Below are 13,936 nucleotides of genomic sequence, written 5' to 3' on the forward strand. Positions count from 1 at the left end.
CTGTCCCTCACGCGCTCATGCCGCGCTGGAGCATTTCCAGCCCCAGCAACGCCACCCATGCGACAACCAACCCTGCCGTCGCTGCAGCAAACATCTGCAGCCGCTTCCGGCGGTGCGCTGTCTGCGCGGCCGTCACGACTTCGCCGATCGATCCGATCACCGGCATCCCGCTCATCTTCTCCAGCCGTGCCGTGGTCGGGAATGTCCCCGCCAGCTGGCTCAGGCCGAACGCCACTGCGATACCCGCACCCAGCCCCACGATCAGGACGCCGGTCAGCAACAACGGCCGGTTAGGCGCGGTTGGGGAAGGCGGCGCGGTCGGGGGATCGATCACGTTGAACTTGACCGCATCGGCCTGCCCTGCCGCCTGGCTGCGCAATTTCACCTGCTCGCGATCGGCGAGCAGCTTGTCATATGCCGCCTTCAGCACCTGATAATTGCGGTCGATCTCGGCCTGTTCCTGCGCCGCCGCCGGATCGCCGGCGATCTTGGCGTCGATCGCCGCCATGTCGGCCTCGATCTGCGCCTTGCGATTGGTCAGCGCGGCGACCTGCGCCGCCTTGTCGGCCTGCATCGCGCGCAGGCTCAGGTACAGCGGATTGGCACTCGCGCCACCGCCGCCGCCCGAATAGACCGGCTCGCGCTTGGCCGCACTCTGCGCCGCGGAAAGTTGGCTCTTGAGCGCGATGACATCAGGATGGCTGTCGGTCCACCCGCGCGCCCGCGCCTCGCTCAGCTGCCCCTGGATCGCTGCCAGCCGCGCACGTGCCGGCCCGGCGACCCCGCCGCCACCTGCGCCCGCGACCGTCGCCGACGTTCCCGCCATCTGGCCATTGACCGCGGCAAGGCCGCTCTGTGCCGCCGCCAGCTCCTGATTGACCTGCGCCAGCTGCGTCCGCGCCGCCGACAGCCGCTCCGACAAGGTGCCAGTGCCGGGTAGTGAACCCAGATAACGGTCCTGGAAGTCCGCCTTCTTCGCCTCGGCCTCCTGCAAGGCCTTTTGCCGCTGGGCGAGCTGCTGGTCGAGGAACTGGAGCGACTGGCTCGCCTCGTCGCGGATCGTGCCCAGATTATCCTCGACGAAAATGTCGATCAGCTTCTGGACGATGGTGCGCGACAGCTTGCCGCTGTCCGCAGTCGCAGTGATCTCGAACAGATTGTCCTGCTGCGCGGTGATCTTGATCTTCTTCTGCAGGCCCGCAACCCGGTCCGCGACATCCCGGTCGGTGGCGACCGTGTTGGCCAGGTCGGTACCGCGCACGACCTTTTCCAGATTGGTCGCGCTCGCCAGCGTGGTGCGGACGCGGTCGATGTCCTTCTGCTGCTCCTGCTGCGTCGCAATGCCCTCGCCGGGCAGGATCGACCGCAGCTGCACGAAGATGCGCGCGCGGCTCTCATACTGGTTGGGGATCTGTGACACGACCAGCCAGCCCGCCAGGCACACGGCCCAGGCGACGGCCACGGCGATCCAGCGGCGTTGCCACACGCCGTGAAGTGCCGTCCTGATCTCGTCCCACAATCCCCCCACCGGGCGGTCTCCGTCTGGTTAGAACATGCTTTCGGGAATGATGATCACGTCGCCCGGCTCCAGCCGGACGTTCGCGCTTGTGTCGCCGTTCTTGAGCAGGTCCGACAGGCGCACCTTGTATTCGCGCTGCCTGCCCGTAGCCTTGTCGTAGCGCACCAGCCGCGCGCGGTTACCCGCTGCAAACTCGCTCAAGCCCCCGACCGCGATCATCGCGTCGAGCAACGTCATGTTCGCGCGGTACGGCAGCGACGCCGGCTTTTCGGTTGCACCGACGATGCGCACCTGTTGGCTGAACGTGCCCGAGAAGCTCTTGACCACGACCGATACGATCGGGTCCTTGATATACTCGCCCAGCGCGTACTTCAGGTCATCGGCCAGCATGGCAGGCGTCTTGCCCACCGCCGGCATGTCGCTCACCAACGGCGTGGTAATGCGCCCGTCGGGGCGTACCTGCACCTCCGCCGACAATTCCTGGTTGCGCCAGACAAAGATCTGCAGCGTGTCGAGCGGGCCGATGACATATTCCTCGCCCGGCCCCTCGCGGCTCGCGACAAACGTGGTTGGCGGCAGCTCCGGACGATTCCCGCCGCCCATGCAGCCCGAAAGCGCCCCCGCCATCATCAGCGGAAGCGCCAGTCCTTTGCCGACCTGTCCCAAACGCATCACAATCGAACCTCCAGACGTTCGTACAGCCCCGGCGTCCCGAGACGACATGCACGAACAACCGCTTTGCTATGGCGGCGGGAGGTAAAGATTGCGTTAGGAACGCGGCCGCTGGCGGCGTGACGTCAGCCGTCAGGCGACGATTTCGGACGCGGGTCCGTGGCCCAGGAAACCGGCCGGACTCGCACTCGCGCCATAGGCCCCGGCTAGGAAGACTGCGACCACATCGCCCACCTGCGCCTCCGGCAGCGCCACCTTGTCGCCCAACCGATCCAGCGGCGTACACAGCGGCCCGACCACCGAAACCGTCTCGACCGCGTCCGCGCCCATCTTGTCTGCAATCGCAATCGGATAGTTGCGCCGCACCACCGTCCCGAAATTCCCCGATGCGGCAAGCTGGTGGTTCAGCCCCCCGTCACAGATCAGGAAGGTCTCGTCCCCGCTGATTTTCCGGTCGACGATCCGCGTCAGATACACGCCGCATTCCGCCGCGATCCACCGCCCCAACTCGATCGCATAGGCCTGATCCGGCTCCAGCACCTCGCCCAGCCGTGCGCCGACCAGTGCGATGTCCACCGGCGTATCGCCCGCAAAATAGGGCACGCCCAGCCCGCCCCCGATATTCACCAAAGGCGCCCGCGCGCCCACCGCTTCGGCCAGTTCGCGCGCCAACCCGACGGTCGCCGCCTGCGTCTCGCAGATCGCTTCGCTGTCCAGCGCCTGCGATCCCGCAAAGATATGAAACCCGCGCCAGTCCGCGCCAACCGCGATTAGCCTTTTGACCAGCTCCGGCACCCGCACCGCATCGATCCCGAACGGCGATGGCCGTCCGCCCATCTTCATGCCCGACCCCTTGAGCTCGAACGACGGATTCACCCGCACCGCCAGCTTCGGCGTCACGCCCAACCGTTCGCCGATCGCCAGCGCGCGATCCGCCTCGCCCTCCGATTCAAGGTTCAGCGTCGCCCCGGCGGCAATCGCCGCCTCCAGCTCGACATCGCGCTTCCCCGGCCCGGCAAAGCTGATGTGCCCCGCATCCTTGACCGCCAGCGCCGTTGCCAGCTCGCCCCCCGACGCCACGTCCAGCCCGCCGACCAGCGGCGCGACCGCCGCCAGAAACGCGGGCAAGGGATTGGCTTTGATCGCAAAATGCATCTCGACCGCATCCGGCAGCGCGGCGCGCAACTGCCTGATCCGCTCGCGCACGATTGCGGTGTCGTAGACGAACAACGGAGTCCCCGCCTGTGCCGCCCAGTCGCTCGCCGACCGCCCCGCGATCCGCAAGTCCCCGCTCTGCCCCGCAAAATAAGGGGGGATCGGCCCCATCGGCTTCATGCCGTCATCTCCGCCTTCAGGCCCGACCGGTCGAGCTTCCCGTTCGCATTGCGCGGCAAATCCTCACGCCAGACATAGCGCGTCGGCTGCATGAACGCGGGCAGCTCGCGCCGCAACCGCTCGCGCAACGCCGCTTCGGCTGCCTCCGCCTCACCGCGCGCCACCGCGATCACCACCACCGCCTGCCCCAGGCGCGGGTCGGGCACACCCAACGCCACCGCCTCACGCGCCTCGCCCCCGGCCAGCACCGCTTCCTCGACCTCGGTCGGGCTGATCCGGTTGCCCGAGGATTTGATCATCTCGTCATCGCGCCCGACGAACCGCAACAGCCCGTCAGCGCCTTCCACGACGGTATCACCGGAAAACACCGCCATCCCGCCATAGCTGGACTCCGCCGGCGCCGGTTTGAACCGCAGCGCGGTCCGCTCCGCATCCTGCCAATAGCCTTGCGCGACCAGCGGCCCGGCATGCACCAGCTCCCCCGCCTCGCCCGGATCGGCGCGCGTGCCATCGGCCCGCACCACCATAATCTCGGCAAACGGAATCGCCCGCCCCATCGATTCCGGGTGCGCGTCGACCAGGCTCGGGTCGAGATAGGTCGAGCGAAACGCCTCGGTCAGCCCGTACATCGGATACAGCGCGGCCTCAGGAAACCGCCCCCGCAACCCCCGCACCATACCGATCGTCAGCGCCCCACCCGAATTGGTCAGCCGCTTCAGCTTCGCCGCGACCGCCACCGGCCACTCCGCCTCCAGCAACTGCGTCCACAGCGGCGGCACCCCCGCAATCGTGGTGGCGTCATGCCGGTCCACCGCCTTGATGACGTCGCGCGCGGTGAGATAGTCCAGCGGGATCACCCGCCCGCCAGCCGCCCAGGTCGACAGCAGCTGGTTTTGCCCATAGTCAAAGCTCAGCGGCAGTACACCCAGCACGCGATCCTCCGGCGTCACCTTCAGATAATGCGCCACGCTGATCGCACCGAGCCACAAATTGGCATGGCTCAGCATCACCCCCTTGGGCCGCCCCGTCGATCCCGATGTATAGAGGATCGCCGTCAACGCATTCGGATCACGCTGCGAATAGTCCAGCCCCTCTCCCGCCAGCGGCGCATCGGCATCGAACACGACACGACAGCCTGCGGGCACATCGCCATCCTCCAGCGTCCCCGCCCGAGCCCCCTGCGTCAGCAACAGCCGCGCTCCGCTATCGGCCAGGATATGCGCCACCTGCGCGCGCTTGAGCACCGGATTGACCGGCACATGCACCAAACCCGCCCGCGCCGCCGCCAGCGGCATCACGCACGCATGCCGCGTCTTGGGCAACCAGGTCGCAACGCGATCCCCCGGCTCCAGCCCCTGCCCACGCAGCCACAACGCCAGCGCGGCAACCGCAGCCTCCAGCTCGGCATAGGTCAGCGTCCCAGCGCGATCCTCCAGCGCCACGGCGTCAGGCGCCCCGCGCGTCGTCAACGCATCGATCGGATAGGGTGTAGGGTCGAGTTCCACCATCGCGCCTGCATATCCCGCATCGGTTAACGATCCAGTGTCTATTATCGCTTAGCAGGTGCAGCACTTGGCATCGCGACGTCCAGCGCGTAACGGGCGCAAAACAACCGGGGATTTTGGGCCGTGCAGCCTGACGGATATAACGAAGTCGAAGAAACCGTGCGCGGCGTGCTGCGCGATGTGCTGGGCATCGACGCCGCCCGCGCGGCGACCTTCGACGAAGCAACGCCGCTGTTCGGCGCGCTCCCCGAACTCGATTCGATGGCGGTTGCCGGCGTGCTGACCGAGATCGAGGACCGCCTCGGCATCATCATCGACGATGATGAGGTGGATGGCGACATGCTCGAAACCTTCGGCGCGCTCGTCCGCTTCGCCGCGTCCAAGGCGCTCAGCTGATCCGCGCGACCACCTATGACTGGGCCGGGGGCCGCGAAGCGATGCTCCGCTTCGGCCCCGACACCGGTCCCGTAGTGGTCGTCGCGCTCCCCCTGTTCGAAGAAGCCAACCGCACCCGTGCCTTCGCGGTGACGATCCTGCGCGCGCTGGCGGAACGCGGCATTGCCGGGGCGCTGCCTGACCTGCCCGGCCAGGGCGAGAGCCTGCTGCCCACCCACGAAACCGATCTCGCCAAGCTCCGCGCAGCCTTCGCCGCCGCAGTCGCCAGCCTCACCGGGCCGACCTTGACCCTCGCCCTCCGCAGCGGCGCCCTGCTCGACAGCGACGCAGCCGTCAGCGCCCGCACCCACCTCTCCCCCATGACCGGCGCCGACCTGCGCCGCGAACTCATCCGCGCGCGCCAGGCCTCGGCGCGCGAATCCGGCGAGCCGTTCGATCCTGCCAGCCTCGACACCGCCACCGATCCGGTCGAACTCGCCGGCAATCTGGTCAGCCCGTTCCTGCTCGCCCAGCTAACCGACGCCAAGCCGTCACCCGATCAGACCCGCACCGTCCGCCTCGCCACCGAAGCCAAGCCCGCCGACGTCAAGCTCCCCGGCACCCCGCTGTGGCGCCGCGCCGAGCCCGACAACGACCCCGACTTCGCTCAGGCCGTAGCCGACGACATCGCCCAATGGATCGCGACATGCGCCGTCTGATCAGCTTCCCCTGCGCCGGCGAAACCCTCGCCGCCACGCTCGACGAAGCCCCCGGCATCACCGGCCTGCTGATCGTCTCCGGCGGCAATGAAATCCGCATCGGCGCGCATCGCGGCATGGCCGAACTCGCCGCTACCGTGGCTGCATCTGGCCACCCGGTGTTCCGCTACGACCGCCGCGGCATCGGCGATTCATCCGGCGAAAACAACGGTTTCGCATCGACAGCGCAGGACATTGCTGAAGCCGCCAGCGCCTTCCGCCGCGAAGCTACGCACGCCACCCGCATCGTCGCCTTCGGCAATTGCGACGCCGCCAGCGCCCTCATCCTATTCCATGCCGATGCGCCGATCGACGCCTTGATCCTCACCAACCCCTGGACGATCGAGCCGAGCGCGGACGGCAACGACCTGCCCCCCGCCGCCGCGATCCGCTCGCGCTATCTCGAAAAGCTGAAGAACCCGCGCGAACTCCTCCGCCTGCTCACCGGAGGCGTCAATATCCGCAAATTAATCAGCGGCTTGGCCAAGGCATCGGCGAAACAGTCGCAACCCCCAACGAGCCTCCCCGCCCGCCTCGCAACATCGCTGGCAACGACGCAAATCCCGGTGACGATCCTGCTGGCCGAACGCGACAACACCGCCCTCGCCTTCGCCGACCACTGGAAAAGCGCAGCGTTCGCCCCAGCCCGCAATACCGCAACCCTGACCACCTGCCCCACCGACAGCCACAGCTTCGCCCGCCCAGCGGACAAGGCATGGCTTACGGAGCGTGTACTGGCTGCGCTGGCGGACCACCCATCGTCGCCCGGCGCCTGACCAGAGGCCGGGGTCCCAAGGCGACAAGAAGAAGCCTAGCCCCGGGTCAAGCCCGGGGCGCCGAATGGTGTAGCGCCAGTCGCAGTGCAAGCGCTAAGAACCCGGCATGTCCACCGCCAAGACCCGCATCATGTATATCGAGGACAAGTCCGAAAGCCTCGACGGCCCTGCGCGGATCGGTCGCGTCACCTTCTCCAAATCGGGTCGCTCCATCCAATATGCCGGGCGCACCTTTCAGTCGCTCGACGGCAGCGGGTTCAAGGCGAACTATTTCGACGTCGAGTCCGGCGACCACTTCTGGATCTCCGGCCCGCGCAAGGACGGCATGGATCGCCTGTATGGGGGCTCAACGCCGGTCGAGATCGATCCCGACGTCGCCCAGGAATATTGGCGCGACATTCGCGGACGCGATTAGCCCCATACATTGCAGCTCTCCCATCCGTCGCCCCGGACTTGACCCGGGGCGGGGCTACGTCATGCAATCACATAGAAGCTTAGCCCCGGGCCAAGGCCGGGTGACAAAGGAAATGACAAGGCTTTCCTACAAGACCCCGAAAAGCGCATAGACTGGTCGATGCGCCCCCGACTCGCCCCGAACTTCGCGAACCACAGCGACGCCCACGCCGAAACTGTCAGGCAGCTATCAGCTTCCGCGCCGCACGCGCATCACATACCGCCATTTCCGTCAGCTTCGTCACCCAAAGCTGACAGAATCGCGCGCGTTGCCCGTAATTTCGTCAGTTTCCCCGGCTCACTCCGCCGCGTGGGCAACCGCCTCGAAATCCGCCTCGGCCAGGAAGCGTTCGGCGTCCAGCGCGGCCATGCAGCCGGTGCCCGCGGCGGTGATCGCCTGGCGATAGACCTTGTCCATCACGTCGCCGCACGCAAACACGCCGGGCACGCTGGTGCGGGTCGAACCGGTCTCGACGGTGATGTAGCTGTCTTCGTCCAGCTCCAGATGCCCGCGGAACAGCTCGGTCGCCGGGTGGTGGCCGATCGCGACAAAGCCGCCCTCGACATCGATGCTCGACTCTTCGCCCGTCACCGTATCGCGCAGGCGCAGCGCGACCAGCCCCTCGGGATCGCCGCCGCCGACGAACTCGACCACTTCCTTGTTCCACAGCGTCTTGATCTTCGGATTGGCGAACAGCCGCTCCTGCAGGATCTTCTCAGCGCGCAGCGTGTCGCGGCGGTGGATCAGCGTCACGTCATGGCTGTGGTTGGTCAGGTACAGCGCCTCTTCGACCGCGGTGTTGCCGCCGCCGATCACCGCGACCTTCTTGCCGCGATAGAAAAAGCCGTCGCAGGTGGCACAGGCGCTTGCGCCCTTGCCCTTCATCGCGTCTTCGCTCTCCAGCCCCAGCCACTTGGCCTGCGCGCCGGTCGCGATCACCAGCGTGTCGCCCGAATAGACGGTGCCGCCATCGCCGATCAGGCGGAACGGGCGCTGCGACAAATCGACCTCGACGATCGTATCGTACATCATCTGCGCGCCGACATGCTCGGCCTGCGCCTGCATCTCGCCCATCAGCCACGGGCCCTGGATCACCTCGCGAAAGCCGGGATAATTCTCGACGTCGGTGGTGGTCATCAGCTGTCCGCCGGGCTGGATGCCCTGCACCACGATCGGCGCCAGCCCCGCGCGCGCGCCGTAAATAGCGGCGGACAGGCCGGCCGGGCCGGAACCAAGGATCAGCATGCGGGTCGAGTGGGTGGCGGTCATTCGAAAATCCTGTTGAGCCCCGTGAAGCGGGTGGCGGTGCCGCATCTAGGGGGTCGGCACGGCCAAAGGCAACATGGGTGGTGGCCGCGCGCCTTCCAGCAAAGCGATTCTGTTGTGGACGAAAGCCGGTTGAAGGGCGCCACGCGGCTGGGCAGACTGGCGGCATGACCCTTCGCCGCACCCTGCTCGCCGCAGCCCTGCTGCTCCCCCTCCCCGCTTTGGCGCAGGAGGCCCCGACGCCTGCCCCAACGCCGGCAACGCAAAAGGTGGCGCTCGACACCAGCTTTGGTCGCATCGTGCTTGAACTGGAAACTGAGCGCGCCCCGATCACCGCGCGCAATTTCCTGCGCTATGCCGATCAGAAGCGGCTGGACGGCATCGCCTTCTACCGGACGGTCAAGGTCGCCGACAAATTCGGCTTCATCCAGTTCGGGATCGACAACGACCCCAAGCGCATCCTGCCCCCGATCAAGCATGAGCCGACCACGCAAACCGGGGTGAAGCACGTCAACGGCGCGATCAGCACCGCCCGCCTCGCGCCCGGCACCGCGCGCGGCGAGTTCACGATCAGCGTGGGGGATCAGCCCTCGCTCGACGCCGATCCGACCCGGCCGGGCGACAATCTCGGCTATGCGGCCTTCGGCAAGGTGGTCGAGGGGATGGAGGTGGTGTGGAAGATCCTCGACGCCCCGACATCGCCGACGGCGGGCGAAGGCGTCATGAAAGGCCAGATGCTCAGCCCGAAAATCCGGATCCTGAAAGTGACCCGGGTGCCTTAGGCTCCATTGAGCAGGACGAGGACAAACAGCCAGAACAGCAGCGAACCGCACATGACCATCAGAAAGCCCGAACCCGCGGGCAGCGCGTCGTCCGTCGCATCGTCTGCGCTGGTGATCTCATGGTAAGAGGACATGGCAACTCTCCGCTCGATGGTGCCATGCCTGCCACGCGCCGGGCGGGTTGCCCATATCGGGAAAATGCAATCGGGATTCTACGTGGGTCGGCGTTAATCCTGCCGATCATTGCGCGGGCGGGTATTTCTCCGCCAGCGCGGCGCGGACATCTGCCGCCTTGATCGCCCGCCATTGCCGCGACGGCTCTTCGCCCGCAGCCAGGCTGATCGGGCGGATCAACAGGCGGTACTCGAACCCCTGCGGCGTCCCGCCACCGGCGCTGTAGCCATAGCCATAGCCATAGGTCACGGTGCGTTCGACCAGCACGGCACTCTCGATGACAAAGGCGTCCTTGCCCAGCCCGCGAACATGGTCCGCCGCCACCAGCATCGCCGCCTCCTCGACCATCGCCGGACTGGCCGAAAGGCTGCCCATCCGCAGGTTCACCAATTGGGGATCGTCGCTCTTCATGACCCGATATCCTTCCATATCGGTGCGCCAGAAATTGCTCCCCTCGTCCCGCATCTTGGGCATGGCTGCGGCATGCTCGCCGCGCGGCAGCAGCTTGACCAAATCGCCGAACCCCAATTGCAGCATCTTGGTCATGCCCAGGTCCTGCATCCGCCGGATCTGGTCGATCGTCGCATCGATCGCGCGGGCTTCCGCCGGATCGTCCGCCCGCAGTTGCGCGATCAGGTCGGACATGACGACCATCGCCTCGCCGCGTGGCCGCTCGGTCTCGTCGGACAGCGCCTTCATCGTCAGCTTGCTCGCCCGCAACCGCAGGGCGATGGCCCGAGACCAGTCGTCCAGCACTGCGGTCGCCTTGTCCCCAGCGGCAACGCGGCGGCGATAATCCTCCTCCACCCGTTTGGGCTGCTTGCGCCCGTCGGGGCGCGGTGGCGGGGGCTCGACGGCAAAGGCAACCTCGTCCCGCGCACCCTTCAGTTCGATCGCCGATTGTTCGGTCTTCCCCGAAGCGAGCAGCGCATAGGCCCTGGCACCGCGAATGGCGGCGCGATCCTGGATCTCGTCATATTTGCGATCGTCATCGCCGCTCAGCGTCCAGCCACCACGGCTTTTGGGAAGGTCGAAACTGATCTGGTCGGCATAGAGCGCGGCATTCTCGAAATCCCCGGTCTGCAGCGCGATCATCAGCATCAGCCGGAGCATGACCGGATTGTAGGAGGCCTGTTCGCGCAGCTGGGCGATACGATTGCCGCGATCGGTGTCGAACAAGAGCCGGATCGCTGACGCCATCCGCCGCACGCTGGGCGAAAAAGGCCGCCGTGCGACAATCGAGTCGAGCATCTTCTGCGCCTCGGTCGCCTTCTTGGTCCGGTAGAGCGCGATGGCGCGCAGCGCGTCGCTTCCCAGACGGGTCGCCGCAAGCTCTTCCGGCGTGGCGTAGGTCGCGTGGAAGGTATCGAACTCGTCGAGAGTCGCCAGGGCGGTTGCGTCGCTCTTTTCGGCCAGTTCGTGCAGCGCGCGGGCACGGAGCAGCGAGAGACGGCGATTGCGAAACTCCGGCACTAGCATGGGGTCCGCGAGCGTCCGCTCGCACGCCGCGCTGCCCTGCACCCCGAACGACCGCAGCCGAATGCCGTAGTTCGGCCCCAGCCCGCCCCAGCCGCGATGTTCGGGCTGTGTATCGCCGGGCTTCAGCTTCTTCCTGGGGTTGGGGGCGGGATAGCCGTCACAGGCCGGATAATCCGACGCAGTGGCGGGCTGGGGCGCGACCGGGTTGGATGGAGTGGCCGGCGGTACAACTGCCATCGGCGGTGGCGGGGACGGCACTTCGACCGCCTCCGCCTGCCCCGCCTGCGCGCCATTTGCCAACCCGCCGGTCGCCAAGACGCCGACCAACGCTCCCCACAATCCCCGCATCGAAAGCCCCCTCACGATTCGTCGCGAAGATAGCGGCAGCCGGATGGGGCAGAAAGCGGCAAACATGCCGCAATCTCGACGGCCCCCGGGGACTGGGTGCCCCCGGCGACCGGCGTTTACTGGACCGGCTTGACGTCGAGCCCGGTCCACTTGGCGGCGAAGGCCCAGAGGTCGGAAGTCTCCTCGATGATCTTGTCGGTCGGCTTGCCCGAGCCATGACCAGCACGGGTTTCGATCCGGACGAGATGCGGCTTGGGGCCGATGTCCGCCGCCTGCAGCGCGGCGGTGTATTTGAAAGTGTGGCCCGGCACCACGCGGTCGTCGGTATCCGCAGTCGTGGCGAGGATAGCCGGATAGGTCTTGCCCGACTGGATGTTGTGATAGGGCGAGTAGCTGCGCAGAATTTTCCAGTCGGCTTCCTTCGACGGATAGCCGTAATCGTCGACCCAATAGCGCCCCGCGGTCCAGCGGTCGAAGCGCAGCATGTCCATCACGCCGACGGCGGGCATCGCCGCGGCGAACAGATCGGGGCGCTGATTGACGACCGCGCCGACCAGCAGGCCACCGTTCGACCCGCCCTGAATGGCGAGGCCGTCTTTCTTCGTGATCCCCTCAGCGATCAGATATTCGCCCGCCGCGATGAAATCGTCGAACACATTCTGCTTGTTCTTGAGGCGACCGCCATCGTGCCATGCCTTACCATATTCGCCGCCGCCGCGAATATTGGCGAGGACGAACACCCCGCCCTGCTCCATCCAGGCCAGCCGCGCGGCGCTGAACGCCGGGCCATAGCTGATGTTGAACCCGCCATAGGCCCAGAGCAGGGTCGGCGCCGGGCCGGTCACATCCTTGCGCTTGACCACGAACATCGGAACCTTGGTCCCGTCCTTCGAGCTGAAGAAGCGCTGCTCCACGGCATATTTGGTCGGGTCGAACGCCACCTTGGGCTTGGCCCATTCGGTCGCTTTTCCCGTCTTGATATCATAGCGGTAGATGGTGGTGGGCGTGTTGAAGCTGGTGAAGGCGTAAAACGCCTCGCTTTCGTCCGGGTCGCCGGTGAAGCCCGCGACACTGCCGATCCCTGGGGTCTCGACCTTGCCGAGCAACTTGCCGTCGAGCGAATACCGGCGCAGTTCATCCTTGGCATCGACCAGATAATTGATGAGCAGCTGGCCGCCGGCAATGCCGGCGCCTTCCATCGTCGCCTTGTCCTCACCGATCAGGTCGGTCGCTACCGGATTGGCGGCGGCGACGTCCATCGTGACAACCTTCTTACGCGACGCGCCCTTGTCGGTGGTCCAGAAGAATTTGCTGCCGATATTGCCGGCCAGGCTCCACTCATTCTCGAGCCCCTTGATGATCGTGCGCGGCTTTGCAGCGGCATCCTTGAGGTTGAGGATGGTGATCTCGTAGCGATTGTCGGTCCCCTCGGTCGTGGTGATGACCAGCCAATTGCCGTCATCGGTGACCTGCGCGAAATGGCCACGCCGGGGGTGATCGGGCGTCGCGTAGATCAGCTTGTCCTGATCCTGGCTGGTGCCGATGCGGTGGAAATAGACCGCCTGGTTTTCGTTGAGCGCCTGGAACGCCTCACCTTCCCGGACTGCGGGGAAACGCGAATAATAGAAGCCCGAGCCATCCTTGGCCCAGGACAGGGCGCTAAACTTGATCCATTTCAGCTCGTCCCCCAGCGTCTTGCCGGTGGCGACATCCATCACCCGCACCGTGCGCCAGTCCGAACCGCCGTCCTGGATGCCATAGACGAGCAGCTTGCCATCCTCCGACGGTACCCACTCCGACAGCGCGGTTGCGCCGTCCTTGGCCCAGCCATTGGGGTCGATCAGCACCCGCGCTGCGCCGTCGAGGCTGTCGCGCACCCACAGCACGTTCTGATTCTGAAGCCCCGTATTGTGGCTGTAGAAATAGCGGCTGCCCTTGCGGGTCGGGAGGCCAAAGCGTTCATAGTCGAACAGCTGCTTGATCCGGGCCTTGAAGATGTCGCGGCCGGGCAGCGTGTCGAGATAGGCGTCGGTCACCTTATTCTGGGCCGCGACCCATTCGGCGACTTCCTTGTCGTTGCGGACGTCGTTTTCGAGCCAGCGATAGGGGTCGGCGACCTTTTCCCCGAACGCCTCGTCGACGACATCGACGCGGCGGGTGTCGGGATAGGAAAGCGGTGCGGTCATGGTCGGCGCGGACTCCGGGCTGGCAACGGCGATGGGCGAAACAAACAAAAGCGGCAGGGCGAGAATCGACGCGCGGCGCATTGGTATCTCCTGAAACGGAAGCGCCTTACCCTATTGCGACACTGCGCAGGGTCAAGCGGGCCGTCCGACGATGCTGACAGAAAAGCGGGGGTTTTCCGGGCGAGGCGACCGGTTTGCCACCGCAATGGCACACCAACGCGACCGCCGCGCGACACCGACGCGACAGTAACGCGCCGTCCGGACGACAGTGTCAGGCACGGCCCTTGGCTGGCGATCGGGGTTGGAG

Annotated in this window: 13 protein-coding genes; 5 read left to right on the forward strand and 8 right to left on the reverse strand. The window is 66.3% G+C overall.

What is annotated here, in order from left to right:
• Nucleotides 1-7: 7 nt before the first annotated feature.
• From ACO05N_RS16435 to ACO05N_RS16450, 4 genes are all read right to left on the reverse strand, one after another.
• The gene (locus ACO05N_RS16435; RefSeq protein WP_422058065.1) at nt 8-1,528 is read right to left on the reverse strand and encodes an XrtA system polysaccharide chain length determinant; all 1,521 of its coding nucleotides are present in this window, start codon (nt 1,526-1,528) and stop codon (nt 8-10) included.
• Between the two features lie 18 nt (nt 1,529-1,546).
• Entirely contained in the window at nt 1,547-2,191 is a 645-nt protein-coding gene (locus ACO05N_RS16440; protein WP_422058066.1) for an XrtA/PEP-CTERM system exopolysaccharide export protein, read from the reverse strand.
• A 132-nt stretch (nt 2,192-2,323) separates the two neighbouring features.
• Nucleotides 2,324-3,526 carry a pyridoxal-dependent decarboxylase, exosortase A system-associated gene (locus tag ACO05N_RS16445; protein WP_422058067.1) on the reverse strand — a complete coding sequence of 401 codons (1,203 nt, stop codon included), beginning with the start codon at nt 3,524-3,526 and terminating at the stop codon, nt 2,324-2,326.
• A complete protein-coding gene (locus ACO05N_RS16450; RefSeq protein ID WP_422058068.1) occupies nt 3,523-5,034 on the reverse strand; it encodes an acyl-CoA ligase (AMP-forming), exosortase A system-associated in 1,512 nt (503 codons plus the stop codon). Before ACO05N_RS16450 ends, ACO05N_RS16445 begins: the two co-directional genes overlap by 4 nt.
• Nucleotides 5,035-5,154: 120 nt before the next feature.
• On the opposite strand from ACO05N_RS16450, the gene ACO05N_RS16455 reads away from it, so the two are divergent.
• The 4 genes from ACO05N_RS16455 (at nt 5,155) to ACO05N_RS16470 (ending at nt 7,355) form a co-directional block, all read left to right on the forward strand.
• Nucleotides 5,155-5,427, forward strand: coding sequence for an acyl carrier protein (locus ACO05N_RS16455; RefSeq protein WP_422058069.1), 273 nt, complete (start codon nt 5,155-5,157; stop codon nt 5,425-5,427).
• Between the two features lie 41 nt (nt 5,428-5,468).
• On the forward strand, nt 5,469-6,125 hold the full coding sequence (locus tag ACO05N_RS16460; RefSeq protein ID WP_422058070.1) for a hypothetical protein: 657 nt from the start codon (nt 5,469-5,471) through the stop codon (nt 6,123-6,125).
• Nucleotides 6,113-6,940 (forward strand): hydrolase 1, exosortase A system-associated, encoded by an 828-nt coding sequence (locus tag ACO05N_RS16465; protein WP_422058071.1) that lies wholly within the window; start codon nt 6,113-6,115, stop codon nt 6,938-6,940. The genes ACO05N_RS16460 and ACO05N_RS16465 overlap by 13 nt, the downstream gene beginning before the upstream one ends.
• Nucleotides 6,941-7,046: 106 nt before the next feature.
• Nucleotides 7,047-7,355, forward strand: coding sequence for a 1-deoxy-D-xylulose-5-phosphate synthase (locus ACO05N_RS16470; RefSeq protein ID WP_422058072.1), 309 nt, complete (start codon nt 7,047-7,049; stop codon nt 7,353-7,355).
• A gap of 336 nt (nt 7,356-7,691) precedes the next feature.
• On the opposite strand, the gene trxB is transcribed toward ACO05N_RS16470, so the two are convergent.
• The gene (trxB, locus tag ACO05N_RS16475) at nt 7,692-8,663 is read right to left on the reverse strand and encodes a thioredoxin-disulfide reductase (RefSeq protein WP_066663033.1); all 972 of its coding nucleotides are present in this window, start codon (nt 8,661-8,663) and stop codon (nt 7,692-7,694) included.
• A gap of 164 nt (nt 8,664-8,827) precedes the next feature.
• Between trxB and ACO05N_RS16480 the strand changes: the two genes are divergently transcribed.
• Nucleotides 8,828-9,442: a peptidylprolyl isomerase gene (locus ACO05N_RS16480; RefSeq protein WP_422058073.1), complete on the forward strand. Its 615-nt coding sequence runs from the start codon at nt 8,828-8,830 to the stop codon at nt 9,440-9,442.
• Here the strand turns inward: ACO05N_RS16480 and ACO05N_RS16485 are convergent.
• The 3 genes from ACO05N_RS16485 to ACO05N_RS16495 form a co-directional block, all read right to left on the reverse strand.
• The gene (locus ACO05N_RS16485) at nt 9,439-9,576 is read right to left on the reverse strand and encodes a hypothetical protein (RefSeq protein WP_422058074.1); all 138 of its coding nucleotides are present in this window, start codon (nt 9,574-9,576) and stop codon (nt 9,439-9,441) included. The genes ACO05N_RS16480 and ACO05N_RS16485 overlap by 4 nt on opposite strands.
• A gap of 106 nt (nt 9,577-9,682) precedes the next feature.
• Nucleotides 9,683-11,443, reverse strand: a complete 1,761-nt coding sequence (locus ACO05N_RS16490) for a hypothetical protein (RefSeq protein WP_422058075.1) — start codon at nt 11,441-11,443, stop codon at nt 9,683-9,685.
• Between the two features lie 116 nt (nt 11,444-11,559).
• On the reverse strand, nt 11,560-13,710 hold the full coding sequence (locus tag ACO05N_RS16495) for a prolyl oligopeptidase family serine peptidase (protein ID WP_422058076.1): 2,151 nt from the start codon (nt 13,708-13,710) through the stop codon (nt 11,560-11,562).
• Between the last annotated feature and the right edge of the window lie 226 nt (nt 13,711-13,936).

It is taken from the genome of Sphingomonas sp. (assembly GCF_965227385.1).
In the GTDB taxonomy this organism is placed as follows: Bacteria; Pseudomonadota; Alphaproteobacteria; order Sphingomonadales; family Sphingomonadaceae; genus Sphingomonas.